This window comes from Mesorhizobium sp. M0500 (genome assembly GCF_040321165.1).
Taxonomy (GTDB): Bacteria; Pseudomonadota; Alphaproteobacteria; order Rhizobiales; family Rhizobiaceae; genus Mesorhizobium.
Genome location: NZ_JAMYRB010000001.1, coordinates 315,310 through 334,625, shown reverse-complemented (window position 1 = coordinate 334,625; position 19,316 = coordinate 315,310). Strand labels below are relative to the sequence as shown.

The 19,316-nt window shown below is 63.6% G+C and carries 12 protein-coding genes; 7 read left to right on the top strand and 5 right to left on the bottom strand.

Features of this window, described 5'->3' with window-relative positions; genetic code table 11:
• Positions 1–27 precede the first annotated feature (27 nt).
• The 3 genes from NKI70_RS01665 (at position 28) to NKI70_RS01655 (ending at position 4,804) form a co-directional block, all read left to right on the top strand.
• On the top strand, positions 28–1,104 hold the full coding sequence (locus NKI70_RS01665) for a quaternary amine ABC transporter ATP-binding protein (protein WP_352590147.1): 1,077 nt from the start codon (positions 28–30) through the stop codon (positions 1,102–1,104).
• The gene (locus tag NKI70_RS01660) at positions 1,101–3,083 is read left to right on the top strand and encodes an ABC transporter permease (protein ID WP_352590150.1); all 1,983 of its coding nucleotides are present in this window, start codon (positions 1,101–1,103) and stop codon (positions 3,081–3,083) included. The genes NKI70_RS01665 and NKI70_RS01660 overlap by 4 nt, the downstream gene beginning before the upstream one ends.
• 158 nt (positions 3,084–3,241) lie before the next feature.
• On the top strand, positions 3,242–4,804 hold the full coding sequence (locus tag NKI70_RS01655; protein ID WP_352697855.1) for a hypothetical protein: 1,563 nt from the start codon (positions 3,242–3,244) through the stop codon (positions 4,802–4,804).
• 124 nt (positions 4,805–4,928) lie between these two features.
• On the opposite strand, the gene NKI70_RS01650 is transcribed toward NKI70_RS01655, so the two are convergent.
• The 5 genes from NKI70_RS01650 to NKI70_RS01630 all read right to left on the bottom strand — a co-directional run bounded on the left by NKI70_RS01650 (position 4,929) and on the right by NKI70_RS01630 (position 9,722).
• A complete protein-coding gene (locus tag NKI70_RS01650; protein WP_352455185.1) occupies positions 4,929–6,110 on the bottom strand; it encodes a M20 aminoacylase family protein in 1,182 nt (393 codons plus the stop codon).
• A gap of 45 nt (positions 6,111–6,155) precedes the next feature.
• A complete protein-coding gene (locus NKI70_RS01645; protein ID WP_023674014.1) occupies positions 6,156–6,929 on the bottom strand; it encodes an amino acid ABC transporter ATP-binding protein in 774 nt (257 codons plus the stop codon).
• Entirely contained in the window at positions 6,916–7,836 is a 921-nt protein-coding gene (locus NKI70_RS01640) for an amino acid ABC transporter permease (protein WP_352697857.1), read from the bottom strand. The genes NKI70_RS01645 and NKI70_RS01640 overlap by 14 nt, the downstream gene beginning before the upstream one ends.
• An 8-nt stretch (positions 7,837–7,844) precedes the next feature.
• Positions 7,845–8,675, bottom strand: a complete 831-nt coding sequence (locus NKI70_RS01635) for an ABC transporter substrate-binding protein (protein ID WP_502897751.1) — start codon at positions 8,673–8,675, stop codon at positions 7,845–7,847.
• A 72-nt stretch (positions 8,676–8,747) separates the two neighbouring features.
• Positions 8,748–9,722 (bottom strand): substrate-binding domain-containing protein, encoded by a 975-nt coding sequence (locus NKI70_RS01630; protein ID WP_352569383.1) that lies wholly within the window; start codon positions 9,720–9,722, stop codon positions 8,748–8,750.
• 109 nt (positions 9,723–9,831) lie between these two features.
• On the opposite strand from NKI70_RS01630, the gene NKI70_RS01625 reads away from it, so the two are divergent.
• The 4 genes from NKI70_RS01625 to NKI70_RS01610 all read left to right on the top strand — a co-directional run bounded on the left by NKI70_RS01625 (position 9,832) and on the right by NKI70_RS01610 (position 19,308).
• Entirely contained in the window at positions 9,832–11,169 is a 1,338-nt protein-coding gene (locus NKI70_RS01625) for an aminotransferase-like domain-containing protein (RefSeq protein WP_352569381.1), read from the top strand.
• Between the two features lie 294 nt (positions 11,170–11,463).
• On the top strand, positions 11,464–12,738 hold the full coding sequence (locus tag NKI70_RS01620; RefSeq protein ID WP_352697860.1) for an MFS transporter: 1,275 nt from the start codon (positions 11,464–11,466) through the stop codon (positions 12,736–12,738).
• Between the two features lie 121 nt (positions 12,739–12,859).
• Complete coding sequence (gene cysK, locus NKI70_RS01615) at positions 12,860–14,353, top strand: cysteine synthase A (RefSeq protein WP_352697862.1); 1,494 nt, start codon at positions 12,860–12,862, stop codon at positions 14,351–14,353.
• A 236-nt stretch (positions 14,354–14,589) separates the two neighbouring features.
• Positions 14,590–19,308: an alpha/beta fold hydrolase gene (locus NKI70_RS01610; protein WP_352724036.1), complete on the top strand. Its 4,719-nt coding sequence runs from the start codon at positions 14,590–14,592 to the stop codon at positions 19,306–19,308.
• The last annotated feature ends 8 nt before the right edge of the window (positions 19,309–19,316 follow it).

The window sequence follows — 19,316 nt, the reverse complement described above, 5'->3', positions numbered from 1 at the left end:
GATCCCGTGTTCCAGAAGGACGATCGCATGACCGATACGATTGAACAGGCGGCGAAAGCGGGCAACGATGCCCGCCCGATAAAGCTTGCCTGTCGCAATGTCTGGAAGCTGTTCGGGGCGGACGCGGCCGATTTCATCCGCCGGCGCGACGGCAAGGCCAGCCTGGCGGACATCGCCGCTGCCGGACTGGTTGGCGCGGTGCGCGCCGTCGATCTCGAAATCCGCCAAGGCGAGATCTTCATCATCATGGGACTTTCGGGGTCCGGCAAATCGACGCTGGTGCGCTGCATGTCGCGGCTGATCGAGCCGACCCACGGCAAGGTCGAGTTTGAAGGCAAGGACCTGCTCAAGATTTCCGATGCCGCGCTGATCGAGCTGCGACGCCACCGCATGGGCATGGTGTTCCAGAATTTTGCCTTGCTGCCGCATCTCAACGTACTGGAGAACATTGCCTTCCCCCTCGGCATCCAGGGGCAGGACCGGCCGACGCGCGAGAAGCGGGCCCGGGAAGTCATCGAGCTGGTCGGCTTGCGCGGTCGCGAGCATTTCTATCCGCGCGAGCTTTCCGGCGGCCAGCAGCAGCGTGTCGGCATCGCCCGCAGCCTCGCCACGAAGCCGGAAATCTGGTTCCTCGACGAGCCGTTCTCGGCCCTCGATCCGCTGATCCGCCGTGAGATGCAGGACGAGCTGATGCGGCTGCAGACCATGCTGCACAAGACCATCGTCTTCATCACCCATGATTTCGACGAGGCCATCCGGCTGGCCGACCGGATCGCCATCATGAAGGACGGCGAGGTCATCCAGATCGGCACGCCGGAAGAACTGGTGGTCAATCCGGCGACCGACTATGTCGCCGAATTCACCCGCGACGTCGATCGCGCCAAGGTGATATCGGCGCGCAGCCTGATGCGCGCCTGCGACGGCGCCGAGTACGGCGGCACGGTCGCGCCGGATGCCAAGATATCAAGTTTTTCGGCTGATATCGTCTCTGCCGGCAAGCCCTTCGCGGTGGTCAACGGCACCGGCAAGCCGATCGGCTTAGTCACGCCGCAGGCGGTGATCGATCTTCTCGCCGGCATAGAACGTCGTGGGGCCGGCGCATGACGGTCACGGCAAGCGCCAGCGCAGCGAGGCCCCGGCCGGTTCAAACCTGGCTGGCGATCTGGGCCTGCGCGCTCGCCGCCGTGCTTATCGTCTTCCTGCTGCAGGAAAGCCTGCCCTGGGCGGTCAATTACCCGGCCGGCGCGATCGTTCCTGTCGCTGACTGGGTCGGTGCGCTGATGAACTGGGTGAAGTCGAACTTCTCCTGGCTGACCCGCTCGATCACCGCGGTGCTCGGCGTGCCGCTCGATTTCGCGCTCGGTCTTCTGGCCAAGAATTTCAAGATCGGCCATGGCGCGGATATGATCGTCTTGCCGCGCCTGTCCTGGGTCGGCGTCTGCGCTGCCGCCTACCTTGCCGGACGCGCCGCCGGCGGCTGGAAGCTGGGTGCGCTGGCCGGCGGCTGTTTTCTCTACATCGCGCTGTTCGGGCAGTGGACCAGCGCCATGCTGACGCTGGGCTTGATCTCGATCGCCGTGCCGTTTTGCATTGTCACCGGGCTGTTCGCCGGCATCTGGGCATGGCGCAAGCCTTGGGCGGAGAGGTTGTTGATCTCCCCTGCCCTCGATCTGATGCAGACGATCCCGACCTTCGCCTATCTGATCCCGATGCTGCTTCTGTTCGGCAACAGCCCGGTCTCGGCAATGATCGCGACGGCAATCTTCGCGACGCCGCCAATGGTGCGGGCGACGATGCTCGGCCTGTCGCGGGTGCCGTCGGAGATCGACGATTTCAGCGAGATGGCCGGCTGCACGGCACGGCAGAAACTGTGGCGGGTGCTGTTGCCGTCGGCGCGGCCGACATTGATGGTCGGCGTCAACCAGGTCATCATGCTGGCGCTCAATATGGTGATCATCGCCTCGATGATCGGTGCCGGTGGGCTCGGCTATGACGTGCTTTTGGCGTTGCGCGCACTCAAGGTCGGCGAGGCCATGGAAGCTGGCCTCGCGATCGTCGCACTGGCAATTGCACTCGACCGGCTGAGCCAGGCGATCGCGCACAATCACGCCAAGGGCAATGTCCGCCACCAGGCCAGCACCAGTTTCTGGCGGCGCTATCCCAATCTGACGCTGGCCGTCGCCATTCTCGCCGTCGCCACGCTGCTCGGCCTGTTCGTGCCGGCCTTTGCCGCGGTGCCGAAAGCGATCACCTTGACCACCGCGCCTTTGTGGAAGGCGGCGGTGAACTGGATCACCATCAACTTCTTCGAAACGATCGAAGCGTTCCGCGTGGCGCTTATCCTCAATGTGCTCAACCCGGTGCGCGCCTTCTGCGAGGGCTTTCCGTGGCTGGGCGCGGTGTGTCTCCTCGGCCTTGCCGGCTACCAGCTCGGCGGCTTGCGCCTCGCCGCCCTGGTCGCGGCATTGACAGCGTTCTGCGCCGCCACCGGACTTTGGGAAAAGACCATGGCGACGGTCTATTTGTGCGGCATCTCGGCCTTTATTGCCTGCCTGATCGGCATCCCGATCGGGCTGATGGCATCGCGCAGCGACCGCTTCGAAAAGATCGTCACGCCGGTCATCGACACGCTGCAGGTGCTGCCGTCGTTCTGCTTCATCATTCCGGTGGTCATGCTGTTCAGGGTCGGCGACGTCACCGCGATGATCGCCACCGTCGCGTTCGCCGTGGTGCCGGCCATCCGCTATACCAATCACGGCATCCGGCAGGTGCCGCCGGCGCTGATCGAGGCGGCGAAGGTTTCGGGCTGCACCAGGCGCCAGACCTTCTTTCGCGTGCAGCTGCCGCTGGCGTTGCCCGAGATTATGCTCGGCGTCAACCAGACCATCCTGATGGCGCTGGCGATGATCATCATCTGCGCCATGGTCGGCACGCGCGATCTCGGCCAGGAGGTGTTCATCGCCCTGTCCAAGGCCGATTCCGGTCGCGGCATCGTCGCCGGCCTGGCCATCGCCTTCATCGGCATCGTCGCAGACCGGCTGTTCAACGCCTGGACGGCGAAGGCTCGGGCAAGGCTGGGATAGTCCGGAATAGGACGGCCTCAGGAAGCTGCCGCCAAGCGCGCCGTTAACGAGGCACCGATCCCTACGCCTAAAGACATAGCCATTCGGGATTATTGCTCGTTTTTGCCTCACATCGTACGGCTGCCATGGGACGGGCAGGCTCAACAGGAGAGCGGATAATGTCTACACGCGTTCCCTTTACTACCGGTGATCTAGCAGATCATCAGCGGGGTATCGATGACGCCCTCACAGGCGATCCGAATACGAATATCTTGACCGGCGACGCTGGCGGCAGCCTGCTCGATTTCTCAAGAGGCGGCAACGACACCTTTACGGAAACCGCACCGTCGACCTACACCTTCTACGGCGACGCGGCTCGGAGCTTGTTCAATTTTGCTCGGGGCGGTGACGATACCTTCACCACGGGGCTGTCATCCTCCACCACTACTGCCTTTGGTGACGCGGGCGACGATATGTCGGACCATAGCAGGGGCGGCAACGATACCTTCAACAGTGGCGTGGCAAGGCAGGTAGTCGATACCTTCTACGGTGACGCCGGCGGCAAGATGTTCGGCTATGCCCGGGGCGGGGATGACACTTTCCTGACCAGCACTGTACAAGGAGCTACCCACACCTTCTACGGTGATGCGGGCGGCGAAATGTCGGATCACAGCAAGGGCGGCAACGACACCTTCCAGGGCTCCAGGCAGGCCACGAACACCTTCTTCGGTGACTCCGGCAGCAACATGTCCGGCAATGCCCAGGGCGGCGACGACAGCTATACGAGCCGGACCGACTCGCTCAACACTTTCTACGGCGATGCCGGCGGCGATATGTCGGGCAACAGCAAGGGCGGCAACGACACGTTCACGGGCGCGTTCTTTTCCACCAGCACTTTCTTCGGCGATGCCGGCGGTGACATGTCGGACCATGCTCAGGGCGGCGACGACCGTTACACAGACCTAGGTGGGGCGATCCCGAGCAAAACTCTTTATGGCGATGCGGGCGGCGATCTTTCCGGTTTTGCCGCGGGCGGCAACGACAACTTCACGAGCGCGGGTGGCTCGGAGATAACTTTCTACGGCGACGCGGGCGGCAGTATGTTCGACCATGCGCTTGGGGGCGATGATGTGGCCGTGCTGCACGGCACCCATAATTTGGGGTATGGCGACGCTGTCACGATGCTCGGCAGCGCTGTGGGCGGCAATGACACCCTGACCGGCGGGGACAAAAGCGCCTTTCCTGATGTTCTAAACGAGTTGTACGGCGACGCATTCGCTATGTCGGAGTCCGCCACGGGCGGCAACGACATTCTTACCGGGGGCCACAACAGCGAAAGCGGCCAGGTCCGTAACTTCTTGTGCGGCGACGCTCTGCAGATGTCCGGTTCGGCCACGGGCGGCAACGATACCCTGTACGCCGGGAGCGCGGCACCCGGCTGTACGGTCATCAATGACATGTGGGGGGATGGGCAACTGAGCGAGTTGGCTCAGGGCGGCCGAGACCAATTCATATTCAAGGACGATGGTTCAATGACGGTCGGAACCCAAAACACCATCTACGACTTCAACCAGACCCAAGGCGACACCATCGTGTTTAGTGGCGTGGGGGGCGTGCAATCGTTCGATGATCTCACAATTGCGCAAAGTGGAACCAGCACCATCATTACAGCGGGAGACGATCAAGTTACTCTCGCAAATTTTACGAGCCCGCTGGCAGCGAGTGACTTTCTGTTCGTCTGAGAGAGCGAAACCCTACCCTGTTCGAATGAACTGGAATGCGGTGAGAGTTCGTTGAAGATCGTCGCGGCCGGTCGCCCCAATAATGCTCGACCGGCCGATCGACAATTCCAGCCGCAGTCATGGATCAGGCGGCCAGGAATCTCTCGGTCAAACGAGCCCAGAGCGCTGCGCCGACGGTCAGATTGCCGTCGTTGAAATCATATTTCGAGCTGTGCAGGATGGCTGAATCCTCGCCGTTTCCGAGGCGCAGGAAGCAACCGGGTTTGTGTTCGAGGAAATAAGAAAAATCTTCGCTGCCGGGGATCAACGGGCAGACGGACACCTTGTCCTGACCGACGAGTTCGACAGCGATGTCTGTCGCAAAGGACGTCTCGCGCTCGGAATTGACCACCACCGGGTAGCCGCGCTCGTAATCGATCTCGACCGTTGCGCCATGCGCCTGCGCCACAAGTGCTGCGATATTGCGAATACGCTGCTCGAGCGTGTCGCGGATCTCGGCCGAGAAGGAGCGGACGCTCAGCGTGATTTCGGCGTGTTCCGGGATGACGTTGGAGGCCGTGCCTCCGTGAATCGTGCCGACGGTGACGACAGCCGTCTCGATCGGGTTGACGTTGCGCGACACAACCGTCTGCAGGGTCATGACGATGTTGGCGGCAGCGACGATCGGGTCGACCGTCAGGTGCGGACGCGAGGCGTGGCCGCCACGCCCGGCGATCCTGATGGTGACGGTATCGCTCGCCGCCATCAGCGGCCCGGCGCGCATCAGGAACGAACCCGTCGGCGCGCCCGGGTGGTTGTGCAGCCCGAATATCGCATCGCAGGGAAAGCGCTCGAACAGGCCGTCGGCGATCATCGCCTGCGCCCCGCTTCCCTTGCCGGCTTCCTCGGCCGGCTGGAAGATAAGGTTCACCGTGCCGTTGAAATGCCGTGTGCGCGCCAGGTATTCGGCGGCGCCGAGCAGCATCGTGGTGTGGCCGTCATGACCGCAGGCGTGCATCTTGCCGCTGGCCTGGCTGGCATAAGGGAGATTGGTCGCTTCGGTGATCGGCAGGGCGTCCATGTCGGCACGGATGGCGATGCTGCGGCCGCTGCCCTGGCGCAGGCGGCCGACGACCCCGAGCCCGCCGACATTGCGCGTCACCTCATAGCCCCAGCTTTCGAGCCGTTCGGCAACGTATGCAGCCGTTTCGTGCTCCTGGAATGAAAGCTCGGGATGCGCGTGCAGGTGCTGGCGGGCCGCTGCAAGCTCGGCGGCCTTGTCGGCGAAGTCGGAAATGTCGGCGAACTGGTTGGAGGTCTTTGGCATGGGAGGTCCTTTGCCGGCCGAGCAGGTGCCGCGCCGGCTTTGCTTTTAGATGAAACGACTCAGGAAAGCCCGCGTGCGCGGGTGCCTGGGTTTAGCGAGAACCTCGTCCGGAGGTCCGGCCTCGATCACATTACCGTCGTCCATGAACACCACCCGATCCGCCGCTTCGCGGGCGAACCCGATCTCATGCGTGACCACGATCATGGTCAAGCCCTGCCTGGCGAGATCGCGCATGGTGGCGAGCACCTCGCCGACCAGCTCCGGATCGAGCGCCGACGTCGGCTCGTCGAAGAGCATCAATTTCGGGCGGATGGCGAGCGCACGGGCGATGGCGACGCGCTGCTGCTGGCCGCCTGAAAGCTGGCGCGGATAGGCGTCGATCTTGTCGGCAAGACCGACACGGGTCAGCAGTTCGCGGGCGTAGCCGATCGCCTCCTTGCGGTTCTCCCGGTGAACGCCGACCGGAGCCTCGATGACGTTCTGCAGGGTCGTCATGTGCGGATAGAGATTGAACTGCTGGAACACCATGCCGATCTTGCGCCGCTGCGCGGCGATCGCGCGGTCGGAAAGCTTGTCGAGGCGGCCGTCGTGCAACCGGTAACCGATCTGCTCGCCGTCCACCTCGATCGACCCCTGGTCGATCGCCTCGAGATGATTGATGCATCGCAGGAAGGTCGACTTTCCGGAGCCGGACGGTCCGAGAATGACCACCACCTCGCCAGGCGCGACGTCCAGATCGATGCCCTTCAGCACCTCGAGCGGGCCGAAGGCCTTGTGAACGTTGCGCGCCCGGACCAGGGGCGTGTCATGCGCGCTCATTGGCGGCCTCCAGGGTGGCGGTCGCCGTCTTCTCGCGCGCGCCGCGGTCGCCGCGGCTGTAGTGGCGTTCGATCGCGCCTTGCGCGACATTGAGGACCGAGGTGATCAGCAGGTACCACAGCACTGCAACCATCAGCAGCGGAATGATTTCGAAGGTGCGGTTGTAGATCGACTGCACCGAGTAGAGCAGGTCGGCCATGGCGATGACGCTGACAAGCGACGTCGCCTTGATCATGCTGATCAGCTGATTGCCGGTCGGCGGCACGATCGACCGCATCGCCTGCGGGATGATGATGCGCCGCAAGGCCCGCGCGCGGGTCATGCCGAAGGCTTCAGCCGTTTCGGCCTGTCGCTTGTCCACCGACAGCAGCCCGCCACGGATGATCTCGGCCATGTAGGCGGCCTCGTTCAGCGCCAGACCAAGAACGGCGGCCGTCAAAGGCGTGATCAGGTCGTTGGTGTTCCAACTGGCGAAGCCAATGGAAATGCGCGGAAACAGCGTCGAAAGGTTGTACCACAGGATCAATTGCACCAGCAGCGGCGTTCCCCGGAAGAACCAGATGAACAGGCCGGAGAGAAGGGATGCCAGCCTGTCGTTCGACATGCGCGCGATGGCGAGCAGCAGGCCGAGCACGATACCCAGGATCATCGCCACGACCGTCAGGCCGAGCGTTACGGAAAGCCCCTGCATGACCGTCGGATCGAAGAAATACTGGGCGACGACCGGCCAGCCGAAATTCGGGTTGACCGCAACGATATAGGCGAAGCCGGCTGCCACGGCGACGGTGAACGCCCAGAGCGCCAGCCGGACGAGCGGAAACGGCCGGTGGGCTCGTTTGACGTCGCGCAGCGCGTCGTCGGGATGTCGCGGCAGCCCGGCCGCGTAGGCAGCGGTGGCGTCGGTCATGGCAGCCTCTACTGGCCCTGGTTGATGCCTGGCGCATCGATCATGTTCTTCTCGAGACCCCACTTCTTCATGACCGCGGCGTAGGTGCCGTTCTTCATCAGGATCTTGAACGCGTCGAGCAGCACGCCGCCCAGCGGCGAGCCCTTCTTGACGACGGCGCCTTGATAGATGTCCTTGAAGCCGTTGGCCTGGCCGACCCCGGCGAGTTCCAGCTGGCCCTTCGCCTGCTCGACGAAATAGGTCAGCGGCGCCTGCGAGGAGAAGAATGCGTCGGAGCGTTTCGACCGGACGGCCAGTATCGAGCTCGGCTGGTCGGTGAAGGATTGCACCTCGACGGCCGGCTTGCCCCCCTCGGTGCATTTCTGCGCCTGCTGCTTGATGACCTTTTCGGCCGAGCCACCCGACATGACGGCGATGCGCTTGCCGCACGCGGTGTCGAGCGAGGTGATGCCTTCCGGGTTGCCCTTCTCGACGGCGAAGACGACGTATTCGCGCACCCAATCGATGAAGTCGTTGGATTTCTGCCGGTCGGGATAGTCGCCGACAGGCCCCATCGCGAACTGATAACGGCCGGCATTGATGCCGCTCAGCAAAGCCGGCAGGCCGGCGACCGAGGCATGATCGATCTCGACACCGAGCAGCAGGCCGATGGCGTCGGAAATGTCCTTGGTCGCCCCCGACAGTTCGGTGCCGGTGACGATCTCATAGGGCGGGAACGAGCCGTTGTTGACGGCTGTGATCTTTCCCGCCGCGCGGATCTCTTCCGGCAGCCGGGCCCGCAAATCCTCGTTCACCGATTGCTTCTGGATATCCTGGGCAAAGCTGGCCTGCGCCAGCATGGTGACGAGCGAGGCGAATATGAAGCTGATTGTCCTCATGGCATTCTCCTTCGTGTTCTTCGTTGTGCGTTCTCAGGCTGCGGTGGCCCGCGATCTGGCCTCGAAAGGAAACAAGGCTTCGGCGGAAATCGGTTCCGCCAGAATGCCCTGGGCATGGAGCTCGGTGACGAAATCCTCGATCATGCGCCGGTTGGCCGGCAGGCCGCTGGCGTTCCAGGAGGCAGGCAGGTCGCGCCCCGCATGAAGCAGCTCCTCGAGGATCCAGGGCGAGGTATCGGCATATTTTCGGCGCTTTGCCGTCCAGACGCGCTGGCTTTCGTTGATCAGCCTGGCGAGTTCCTGCGGCAGCCAGGGGTGCTCCCTGACTAGGGCGGCCTTGACAGCGACCAGATGCATGCCCGGGACATAACCGACGTCGGCGAAATAGGCGCGTTCGGCCGCGCGAAAATCGCGCAGCACTTGCCGGAAGCCGGAAGCCGGGCCGAAAAAGCCGTCCGGCATGAAGGGCGTGAAAACGGCGTCGAGCTCGCCTTGCGCCAGCAGCTCCATCATCGGGCGCTCGCCTGGTGCTGCTTCGATGCGCCCCGGCCTGCCGAATCCGTCGAGGCGGTCGGCGATCGGGTGCCCCGATGTCAGCCTGCCGGCGAACCAATAGGCATCCTCGACGCCGACGCCTCCCCGGCGAAGTGCTGCGCGCGTCCATGTGTTGCCGGAATCGCGCCAGCCGGTCACGCCGATGCGTTTGCCGGCAAGGTCGGAAAGCCGTTCCAGCGGGCTGGTCTCGACCGTTATGATGCAGCGATGGCGAAAGCCGCGCATGATGAAGCACGGTAGTCCAACCACCGTATCGACGCCCGAAGCCATGGCCGACACATAACGGCTGAATGAGACCTCCGCCGCATCGTAGTGCGGATCGGTACCGAGGTCCGGAATGAGCGTGGCGACGCGATCAACCTTCACCGACAAGCGGCTCGAAGTAACGTCACCCAGCACCAAAGGGGTGAGATAGTCCCAATCGCGGGTGGCTACAGTGATGGAAACGGGCATCGGCATGAACTTCAACGCTATGTTTGACCGGCGATTGGTAAATGTTTATTTTTGGCCGATCAAATGTTATTATGTTATTGAACATTAGCTTTAATGGTCGCGGGTGCCGATGGATTTCGATGCAGGATGGTTCGCTGATCGCCTTGGCGACCGCACGATGCGCGGCATCGCGCGCGAGACCAGTGCGCTGATCAGAAGCGGCGCGCTGCCTGTCGGCGCAAAGCTTCCGCCGGTGCGCGATCTGGCCTATGTGCTTGGCGTCAGCCCGGCGACGGTCTCGCAGGCGTGGAGCGAGTTGCGGCGCTACAAGATCATCGGCGGCCGCGGACGCAACGGCACCTGGATCATGGGCAACCGCTTTGCCGCCCGGCCCGAGCGCCACATGAGCGGCGGCAATTACGGACAGGATGTTCTGAACCTGGCGATCGCGGAGCCCGATGTGAGGCTCTTGCCGCCGCTCGACATCGCGCTGGCGCATGGTGCGCGCGCCGAAAAGCTCAACAGCTACGAGCGGGTGCGCATCCTGCCCGAGCTGGAGGCCGCAGTGCGCCCGTCATGGCCGTACGATCCCGGCGCGTTCCTGGCCACCAATGGCGGTTACAACGCCATCTACACCTTGCTGCATGCGCTGGTCCCGCCGGGGGCGCCGGTGGCCATCGAGAACCCGACGGCGCTTCGCCTGCTCGACATCCTCGAGGATCTCGATGTGCCGATCATCCCGGTAGACGGCGACGGTGACGGTCCCTTGCCGGATGCACTTGCCAACGCTCTGCGGCAGCGGCCCGTCGCGTTCCTGTTCCAGCCGCGCGTCCATTCGGTTACCGGCGCCTGCATGTCGTCGGCGCGGCTGGAAGTCATCGGCGACCTGCTCGCCGGCACCGACGTGCTGATTGTCGAAGATGACGGCGTCGGCGATATTGCCTCGGCGCCGCGCATTTCGCTTGGCCGGCGTTTTCCCGATCGCGTCGTCCATATCCTGTCCTATTCCAAGACCCACGGCCCGGATCTGCGGCTCGCTGTGCTGTCCGGATCGGCGACGATCGTCGAGCAGATCCAGTCCTACCGCAGCTTCAGCTCGGGATGGACCAGCCGCATCCTGCAGGCAGCCACCGCCTGGCTGCTGCAAGACCCGGCCACGGCCGCCCTGGTGGAGCAGGCGAAGGAGGTATACCGCGGCCGTCGCGAACGGCTCGCTGGCGAACTGGCCAAACGCAATGTCGATATCGACGCCGGACACGGTCTCAGCGTCCTCATTCCGGTTGCTTCGGAACCTTACGCGATGGTCACGCTGGCCGCCCACGGCATCGCGGTCCATGCCGGAGCGAAGTTTTCGACGGGAAAAACGAACGCTGTCCGCGTCGCGACCAGCATTCTGGACGAGGAGCACCTCGAGCACGTCGCAAATTCCCTGGCGCTGGCAGCCGATCCGGCGCGGGAGGTTAGCTAAAGGGTCAGCTGCTCCGACGGATAGTTGGCGACCGGCCATATACAGACCCTGTCTTCTTTCGCGTTCAACTGCCGCTGGCCGGTCCCGAGATCATGCTCGGCGTCAACCAGTCCGTCATGGTGGCGCTGGCGATGATCATAAGATCTCCCTGATCCGCCGTTCACCGAGAGGAGGCTGCAAGTTTAGGCGGGGCGTTTCCACGGCCCGCGTTGGAGCTTTCCACGCTGACGCACACGCCTGCTTCCATACCGCTGGCCGATGACAGCTTCGAAGAGGTCCTTCGAGGTCAGAAACATGTCGAATCGTCAGGTATCACCAACTGGAGGCAGGGAGGTTCGGGACGGCGCAATACGGCTGCGCGGCCTGTTGGCTGCGGCCGGTGCCACAACCGCCATGGCGTTCGGATTTGGCAGCCTGGCGCTGACATCCGTCTTCATCAGACCGCTTGAGGCGGAGTTTGGCTGGTCGCGAGCCGACATCAGCCTTGCCTACACGCTATCAAGCGTCGGCATGGCGTTGGGCGGGCTGTTCTGGGGCCGGCTGTCGGACCGCCTGAATGTCAAAAGCCTGCTATTCATCGGCTCGGCTGGCATGGTGATCGCGCTCGCCGCGCTTTCCTCCGCCACTTCGCTCTGGCAGATCTATGCGGCCAACTTCGCTTTGGGCGGGCTAGGCTTTGCCTGTCTGTACGCGCCGGTACTTGCAGTGACCGGACTCTGGTTCGACCGCCGCCGCGGCCTGGCGATAGGGATCGTCACAGCAGGCGGAGCCCTAGGCCAAGGCATAATGCCCTACGCCGCAAATGCCTTGATTGACGGCGTCGGCTGGCGCCTCGCATACGCGATCATGGCGGCGGGGACGATGGCTGCGCTGGCGATCTCCATGCCGGCGGTTCAGGCGCCGCCCGTCAGTGAGGTCCTTCCCGCGCCGGTGCGTTTTTTAGCAAAGCCAGGGTTCCAAAGTGGCCGGCTTTCTCCGGTGGCGCTGCTATCAGCTGCAGCCTTCCTTTGCTGCGCCTGCATGGGCGTCCCGCTGATGCACCTCACGAGCTTCGTCACGGCTGTGTGCGGGTCTTCGGATGTCGGATCGCTCAGCCTGCTGACCGCCATGCTGTTCGGCGCCGTCGGGCGGATCGCGTTCGGGCTCCTCGCCGACCGGGCAAGCAATCTTGCCGCCTATGCCCTGGCGTCGTTTATTCAGACGGCATGCGTTGCGATTTTTCCCGCGCTGGACCAGCAGCTGAGCCTGCTGGCGCTGTCGGCGGTTTTCGGCTTCGGCTTCGCCGGAAACATGACGTGCCTGATCCTTTGCGTGCGCCAGTTTGCGCCAGCCGAACGCTTTGGCCAGTCACTCGGCATCGTCATGCTGATCGCCTGGCTGGGCATGGGGGTGGCCGGTTATTTCGGCGGTTTCGTCTATGACAGCTTCGGCAGCTATGGGCGTGCTTTCCTGGTGGCATTTGTCGCTGGCGCGGCCAATCTCGTGGTTCTGGGCGTATTGGCGGCGTCATCCGGCGCGAGAGCGCAGGTCCCATGCGGCCGCCTTCCGGACCCTGCGATGAGCCGCTGATTCAAACGTCGAAATCCATTTGATTCCACGTTGGTTCGAACGCTGCAAACCACGGCCTTCCTGCCAACCTCAGAGATCGAAGAGGGCGGAGCACCGTCATCACCAGGCAAGGACAGCTGAGATGAGCAGTATCTACGACAGCATTCTCGACACGATCGGCGATACGCCGGTCGTCCGTCTTTCCCGCATCAACAACGGCGCCGCTTCGCTCTATGCCAAGCTCGAGGCGTTCAATCCTGGCGGCTCGGTCAAGGACCGGCTTGCCGCCGCGCTCATCGAAGAAGCGGAGAGTTCCGGGGCACTTCGGCCTGGCCAGACGGTGATCGAGGCGACGAGCGGCAACACTGGCATAGGACTCGCCATGGTTTGCGCGAGGAAAGGCTATCCTCTCGTCATCGTAATGCCGGAGAACGCCAGCCTCGAACGCCGCAAGCTGATGCGTTTCTTCGGTGCCAAGGTCGTGTTGACCCCTGCCGTCGAGCGCGGCAGCGGCATGCTCGCCAAGGCGGTCGAGCTGGCCGGAGCGCACGGCTGGTTCCTCTGCCGGCAATTCGAGACGCCCGTCAACGCCGATGTCCATGCCCGCACGACAGCGCTCGAAATCCTCGCGGCGTTCCAGGACCGTCCACTCGATTACTGGGTCACCGGCACCGGGACCGGCGGAACGCTGGCCGGTGTGGCGCGAGTACTCAAGCGCGAGCGCCCGGAAACGCGGATCATCGTCTGCGAGCCCGACAATTCGGCGCTGCTGTCGAGTGGCATTCCCCAAACTTTCGACGAACACGGACTGCCCACTCGGGCGCACACTCGCTTCCGGCCACACCCGATGCAGGGCTGGAGCCCTGATTTCATTCCGCAGATCGTCGGCAACGCGATGGCTGACGATCTTGTGGACGAAATCTTGCCGGTTTCAGGCGCCAGCGCTTTGGAAGCTGCGCGCCGGCTTGCGACGGAAGAAGGAATACTGGCGGGGATCTCCGGCGGGGCTACCTTGAGCGGGGCACTGGAAATCGCTGGACGCGTCGGACCGGAGCGGAACGTGCTCTGTATGTTGCCTGACACGGGCGAGCGGTATCTCAGCACGATCCTGTTCGATCACATCAGCGAGGAAATGTCGCCAGCCGAAGAGGCGATCTCTCGCTCCACACCCGGCTACCGCTTCGACCGGCCGCCGTCCTTCGCCCTTTCATCGGCGCCCGTGAACGAAATCCAAATCGATCAGTCGGCGCATGCGTTTGTCGATGAGGCGATCTATGATCCGGAGCATCCGGTGGTCATATTCGCCCTGACATGGTGCGAATTCTGCTGGACGGTAAGAAAGCTTTTCGACCGTGCCGGAATCGCCTACAGGTCCATCGACATCGATGCTCCGGAATTCCAGAAGAACGGCCGGGACGGGGAAATCCGCAAGGCTCTGAGGGCCCGGATCGGTTCGCCTACAATTCCGCAGGTCTTTGTCGGCGGCGGGCATATCGGTGGCTGCATGGATACGCTTGCGGCCTGGCGGGACGGCACGCTCGCCGCCCGGCTGGAGTTCGTTGGCGCAAACTACACGCCCGGCGCATGCGCAAATCCCGAGAGCCTGCTGCCCCGATGGGTGCGCGCGGCAGCGTGAGACCCCGCCTCCGGGCCTTTCAGAGTGCCGTCGGCACCATCAAAGCGAGCCGGAACGGGCGTGATCCCGTTCCGGCTCGGCATTCATGTGGACTTGTCCGTGTCGGCCTTCCCACGAAGGGAAGGCAAATCAGAGCGCAGGCGGAAAACCTCACGCTTCCGGAAACGAAAGCTTTCGGCAACGGCACGGACTTGATACAATCCATGGCTAATTTAGCAGCGACTGGGATTGGCAAAGTGTCGCTCGAAATTCGCGTTCTCGGAGATCTGACCGTCCTTCGCCTTGGCGAGGTCGTTTCCTTGCCGCCTTCGAAAAAGACGCGGGCGCTACTGGCCTATCTTGCGCTCGTAGAGCGCCCGCAGCGGCGCGAGCGCCTTTGCGAGATGTTCTGGGAGGTACCGGACGATCCTCGCGGCGCCCTGCGCTGGAGTCTCTCGAAGATCCGACAGGTCGTCGACATCGGGAACGGCGAGATCCTGCAAGCCGACCGCAACGCAGTTCGCCTGAACACCAGCGAAGTCGTGCTGGACATCGCGCCGCTCCGGGGCCTCGGCGGTCGTGACATAGAGGCTCTCGAACCGGAGAAACTGGAGGCCCTCGCCGGAGCGTTCCGCGGCCGTTTCCTGGATGATCTTTCACTGCCGCGCTGTCCGGAATTCGAAGCCTGGCGCCTTGCGACCGCCGACGAACTGCACGTGACGCATCTGCGCATCCTTCGGGTGCTCGTCGACCGGCTTGAGCCGGCGCGGGCACTTCCGTACGCGCATGTCCTGGACGGGTTGGAGCCTGGGGACGAGGCTCTTCGAGCGGACATCCGCCGGCTGAGCGAGGCAGCACGGCAATCCGCCATGGTCCAGAGCCGCGCTTCGAGTAGCGACATCGGGGTCGCTCCCGCCGATGAGAACGTCCCTCCGACGCGTGTTTTGCCTGCGTCGGAGATACAGCTTGCCTCTCCGCCGGAGCGAATCCTTGCGCAGGAGATTCGCCGGTGCACGACGCCCGACGGCGCGCGCTTGGCCTATTCCTTGAGTGGTCAAGGCCCCCCTTTGGTAAGGGCCGCCCACTGGATGTCCCACCTCGAGCTCGAATGGGACAGTCCGGTGTGGAAGCATTGGATCGAGGGCCTCTCCGCGCACTACCAGCTGATACGTTACGACCAGCGCGGCAACGGCCTGTCGGACCGGTATCCCGCCGACCTGTCCTTCGAGGCCATGGTTGCCGACCTGGAGAGCATCATCGATGCGGCTGGTCTGCGCCGCGTTTCCCTGCTTGGCATTTCCCAGGGGTGCGCCGTTTCGATAGCCTATGCCGTCCGGCATCCAGAGCGTGTGGCGGGGATGGTGCTGTATGGCGGATTCACCAAAGGTTGGCGCAAACGGGGCAATCAGCGCGAAATAGCGCGCCGCGAAGCGATGGGAGCGCTGATTCAGGAAGGCTGGGGCCAAGACGACCCGGTGTTCCGGCAAATGTTCACCTCCCTCTTCATTCCGGAAGCAACGCCGGAACAGAGGAATTGGTATAACGAGTTGCAACGCAATACCGTCTCGCCGGAGATTGCCCATCGCATCTTCGAGGAAGGCGCCGTCATTGACGTTGACGAGCTGTTACCGCGGGTCCGCGTCCCGACCCTGGTGATGCATGCTACGGGGGACGCGGTCATTCCGTTCGATCATGGCCAGGCGATGGCTGGGAAAATCCCCGGCGCGCGTTTCGTTGCGCTAGACAGCGTCAACCACGTGCTGCTTGGCCACGAACCGGCATTCGCGACCTTCGTCGACGAAACGCGTCGTTTCCTTGCCGACCCCGAACAGACGCAGCAACTGGCAGGCCCTCCGGCGTCCTTGGGAATCAACCGCTCTCGGCAATACATAACAGTGCTGGCCGCGGAAGTGGTCAGTCCCATGCATCTCCTCGAAACGGAGGATCCGGAAGTGGCGATCCGCGAATTCCAGCCCGTCGAGGATCGGGTGATAGAAGTCGTGGAGAGCCATGGCGGCGTCGTCACGTCGGCTGCTGACGGGACAATCACCGCAGCATTCGGCCTCGCTCGCGCCACCGAGGATCACGCCTATCTTGCATGCCGCGCCGCGCTTGCGGCCAAGCTGGCAGTGGAGGAGCTTTCCCAGGGCGGGATCCAGTTGAGGGCCGGAATAGACACCGGCGAGGTGATCGTACGGCAGCAATGGACGACCAAAGCCAGCAAGGTTGAACTGGCCGGAGCCGCGCCGCGTGCGGCCAACCGGCTGATGCGTGCCTTGCACCGTGCGACGATCGCCGCGACAGGCCGGGCGCGCGCAGCCGCCGGCGGCTATGTGCAGATGCACCGCTTAGCGCATTCGGAGCATCCGCAACTTGGCCACGAGGAACGCATTTACGAGCTGTTGGGCGAAAATCACGCTTTGTCGCGCTGGCACCTGAGGGCCAATCGCGGCCTCACCGGACTGGTGGCGCGCGAGCTCGAGCTGAAAATCCTGCTTGCAACCTGGCGCCGGGTCAGGGAGGGCCACGGCCAGGTCGCCGGGATCGTCGCCGACGCCGGCATGGGCAAGTCGAGGCTTGCCCATGAATTTCTCTCCCTCGACGAAGTGGCCGGTTTTACTGTGCTTGAATGTGGCGGCCTGGAGTTTGATTCATCAGTTACTCTGGGCGCTGTAAAGAAGCTGCTGCTCTCGGCTTGTGGCATTCGCGGCGAAGACGGCTTGGCGGAAGCCCAGCGCCTGTTTGCCTTCAAACGGGCGGAACTGGACCTGGATCCAAGTCATACGGCGCCGCTTTCCTTCCTCGCGGACCTGCCGGTCGACGATTCTTGCTGGTGGCATCTCGATGCGCGGGAGCGGACCTCACGCGTATCCGAGGCGATGAGCGCATTTTTCGTTGCCTTGAGCCGGGCCGCGCCCGTAGCCGTGCTTATCGAGGATCTGCACTGGATCGATGCCGAGAGCGAGGCCGTAATGAACAGGCTGGTCGAGGTCATGGGCGCCAACCGTATCATGCTGCTCGCCACCTACAGGCCGCAGTACCGGCACGAATGGAACCGCCGCGGCTATTTCCAGCAGATAAGGCTGGAGCGGTTCGCGCGGGACGAAATGGAGCAGTTCCTCACCGAATTGCTGGGATCCGATCCCAGCTTGGGGGAACTGCGGCAATCGCTTGCCGAGCGGGCCGAGGGCACGCCGCTATTCCTGGAAGAAATGGTGCGCGGACTGGTTGCGGACGGTGCACTTGCCGGCCAGTCCGGCCGCTACGAACTCAAGAGGCCAGTGGATTCCATCACCATCCCGTCGACGGTTCAATCGCTCATCGCCGCACGTATCCAGCAGCTGGGTGACTCGGAAAGGCAGGCACTCCAACTCGCTTCGGTTATCGGCAAGAATGTTCCGTATCCCCTGCTGAGGGCACTCTCGCCGCTCTCGGAGGCGGAGCTGGGGGTATGCCTGGCCAAACTGCAGAGTTTGGAATTCCTGTTCGAGGTCCAGAGCTATCCTCACGTGGAGTATACGTTCAAGCACGCGTTGACGCTCAAGGTGACCTATGAATCCCTCCTGGCGGAGGACCGAAAAAGGCTGCATCGGGCTGCATTGGTTGCGATGGACAGACTCTATGCCGGATCGCTGAACCACCATATCGAGGAACTGGCCGAACACGCGCTTCGTGCCGAGGCATGGGAACCGGCCGCGGATTATCTGCTGCAAGCGGCGGGCCGGGCTGAGGAACGCTCGGCCTATTCCGCCGCGGTCCAGTTCCTCGAAAACGCCCGCAAAGCAGTCGCCGCGCTGCCCCGAAATCCGAAAACCCTCGCCCAGGCGATCAACCTGCGGGTGCGGATGCGGCCCGCCTACGGCGCCCTGGGTGCCTATCGGAAGGCGCTGCCGCAGCTATTGGAAGCGCGCGAACTGGCCATGGAACTGGGCGATCCGCAACTCATCTCCGACGTGTTGCTCCACTTGAGCTATCTCAACAGCTCCCACGGCCGCTACGAGGAGGCGCTGGAACCGGCCGACACACTCAAACGCGGCGCGACGGCAAATGGCGTGCAGCGCTGCATAAGCGAGTCGGACCTGGCCGCCTCACAGGCGCTTCTGATCCGCAGCGAGGCGCGGCAGGTGCTGGAGCGGCTTGTTCCGCATGAGGAGAGGTTCACCAAAGCTTGGCGTCTGGAGCGTTTCGGACAGCTCGGTGCGCGTGCGGTTTGGTACCTGGGGCACCGCGCGCAGGCGGAAGCGCGGCTTGGCCGGTTCGACGATGCGGAACGTTCGCTTGCCGAACTGCAGAAGGTCGCCGCCGAAGTGGCGCGCCCGATCGACAGCTGCGCGGCCGCCTATTTCACCGGTGTGGTGGGCGTCCTGCGCGGCCCCGAGCCGGCGCTTGTCGAGGCGCTGCAATTGTGGTCCTCCGAAGCCGCTACCAGCGCATCTATCCTACTCCGGCCATGGCTGTTGACCGTGCTCGGGCATGCGGAATTCCTGCTCGGCCGCAACCACGACGCGGGCGCCACCTTGGAAATGGCGGTGACCGAGGCTGAGCGGCTCGATCTTGCCCAGTTCGAATGTCACGCGCGCGCGGTGCTCGCATGCGTGCGTGCGCGCCTGTATGAGCCGGAAGCTGCGGCCAATCTCGGCCATGCGCTCGAGCTTGCGCGGGGACGCGGCGATCCGTGGAGCGAGATCATCGTACTGCGCGGCCTTGCCGAGCTGAAGCCTTCCAGATCGGCCATTGGCTGGCTCGAACAGGCCTGCAATCTTGCCAGGCGGGTTGAATTGCGGCCGGAGCTTGCCCGCTCCTTGCTAGCTCTCGGGCTCGCGAAGCGGCGCGGCAAGATTGCTGGCGCGGATGCCACTCTCGCGGAAGCGGCCAAGCTCTACAGAGAAATGCAGATGCGGGAGGATTTCTCCGGCACGGAAGAGCCGGCCGGAAGTGTCCTGCCCGATCGCGTTCCCATGGCGGTTACGGCTTGATCCCTCCG

What these genes read in the sequence shown, in the direction of transcription:
- NKI70_RS01665 (WP_352590147.1), top strand. Translation starts at nt 28, where the DNA reads ATGACCGATACGATTGAACAGGCGGCGAAAGCGGGCAACGATGCCCGC.
- NKI70_RS01660 (WP_352590150.1), top strand. Translation starts at nt 1,101, where the DNA reads ATGACGGTCACGGCAAGCGCCAGCGCAGCGAGGCCCCGGCCGGTTCAA.
- NKI70_RS01655 (WP_352697855.1), top strand. Translation starts at nt 3,242, where the DNA reads ATGTCTACACGCGTTCCCTTTACTACCGGTGATCTAGCAGATCATCAG.
- NKI70_RS01650 (WP_352455185.1), bottom strand. Translation starts at nt 6,110, where the DNA reads ATGCCAAAGACCTCCAACCAGTTCGCCGACATTTCCGACTTCGCCGAC.
- NKI70_RS01645 (WP_023674014.1), bottom strand. Translation starts at nt 6,929, where the DNA reads ATGAGCGCGCATGACACGCCCCTGGTCCGGGCGCGCAACGTTCACAAG.
- NKI70_RS01640 (WP_352697857.1), bottom strand. Translation starts at nt 7,836, where the DNA reads ATGACCGACGCCACCGCTGCCTACGCGGCCGGGCTGCCGCGACATCCC.
- NKI70_RS01635 (WP_502897751.1), bottom strand. Translation starts at nt 8,675, where the DNA reads ATGCTGGCGCAGGCCAGCTTTGCCCAGGATATCCAGAAGCAATCGGTG.
- NKI70_RS01630 (WP_352569383.1), bottom strand. Translation starts at nt 9,722, where the DNA reads ATGCCCGTTTCCATCACTGTAGCCACCCGCGATTGGGACTATCTCACC.
- NKI70_RS01625 (WP_352569381.1), top strand. Translation starts at nt 9,832, where the DNA reads ATGGATTTCGATGCAGGATGGTTCGCTGATCGCCTTGGCGACCGCACG.
- NKI70_RS01620 (WP_352697860.1), top strand. Translation starts at nt 11,464, where the DNA reads ATGTCGAATCGTCAGGTATCACCAACTGGAGGCAGGGAGGTTCGGGAC.
- cysK (WP_352697862.1), top strand. Translation starts at nt 12,860, where the DNA reads ATGAGCAGTATCTACGACAGCATTCTCGACACGATCGGCGATACGCCG.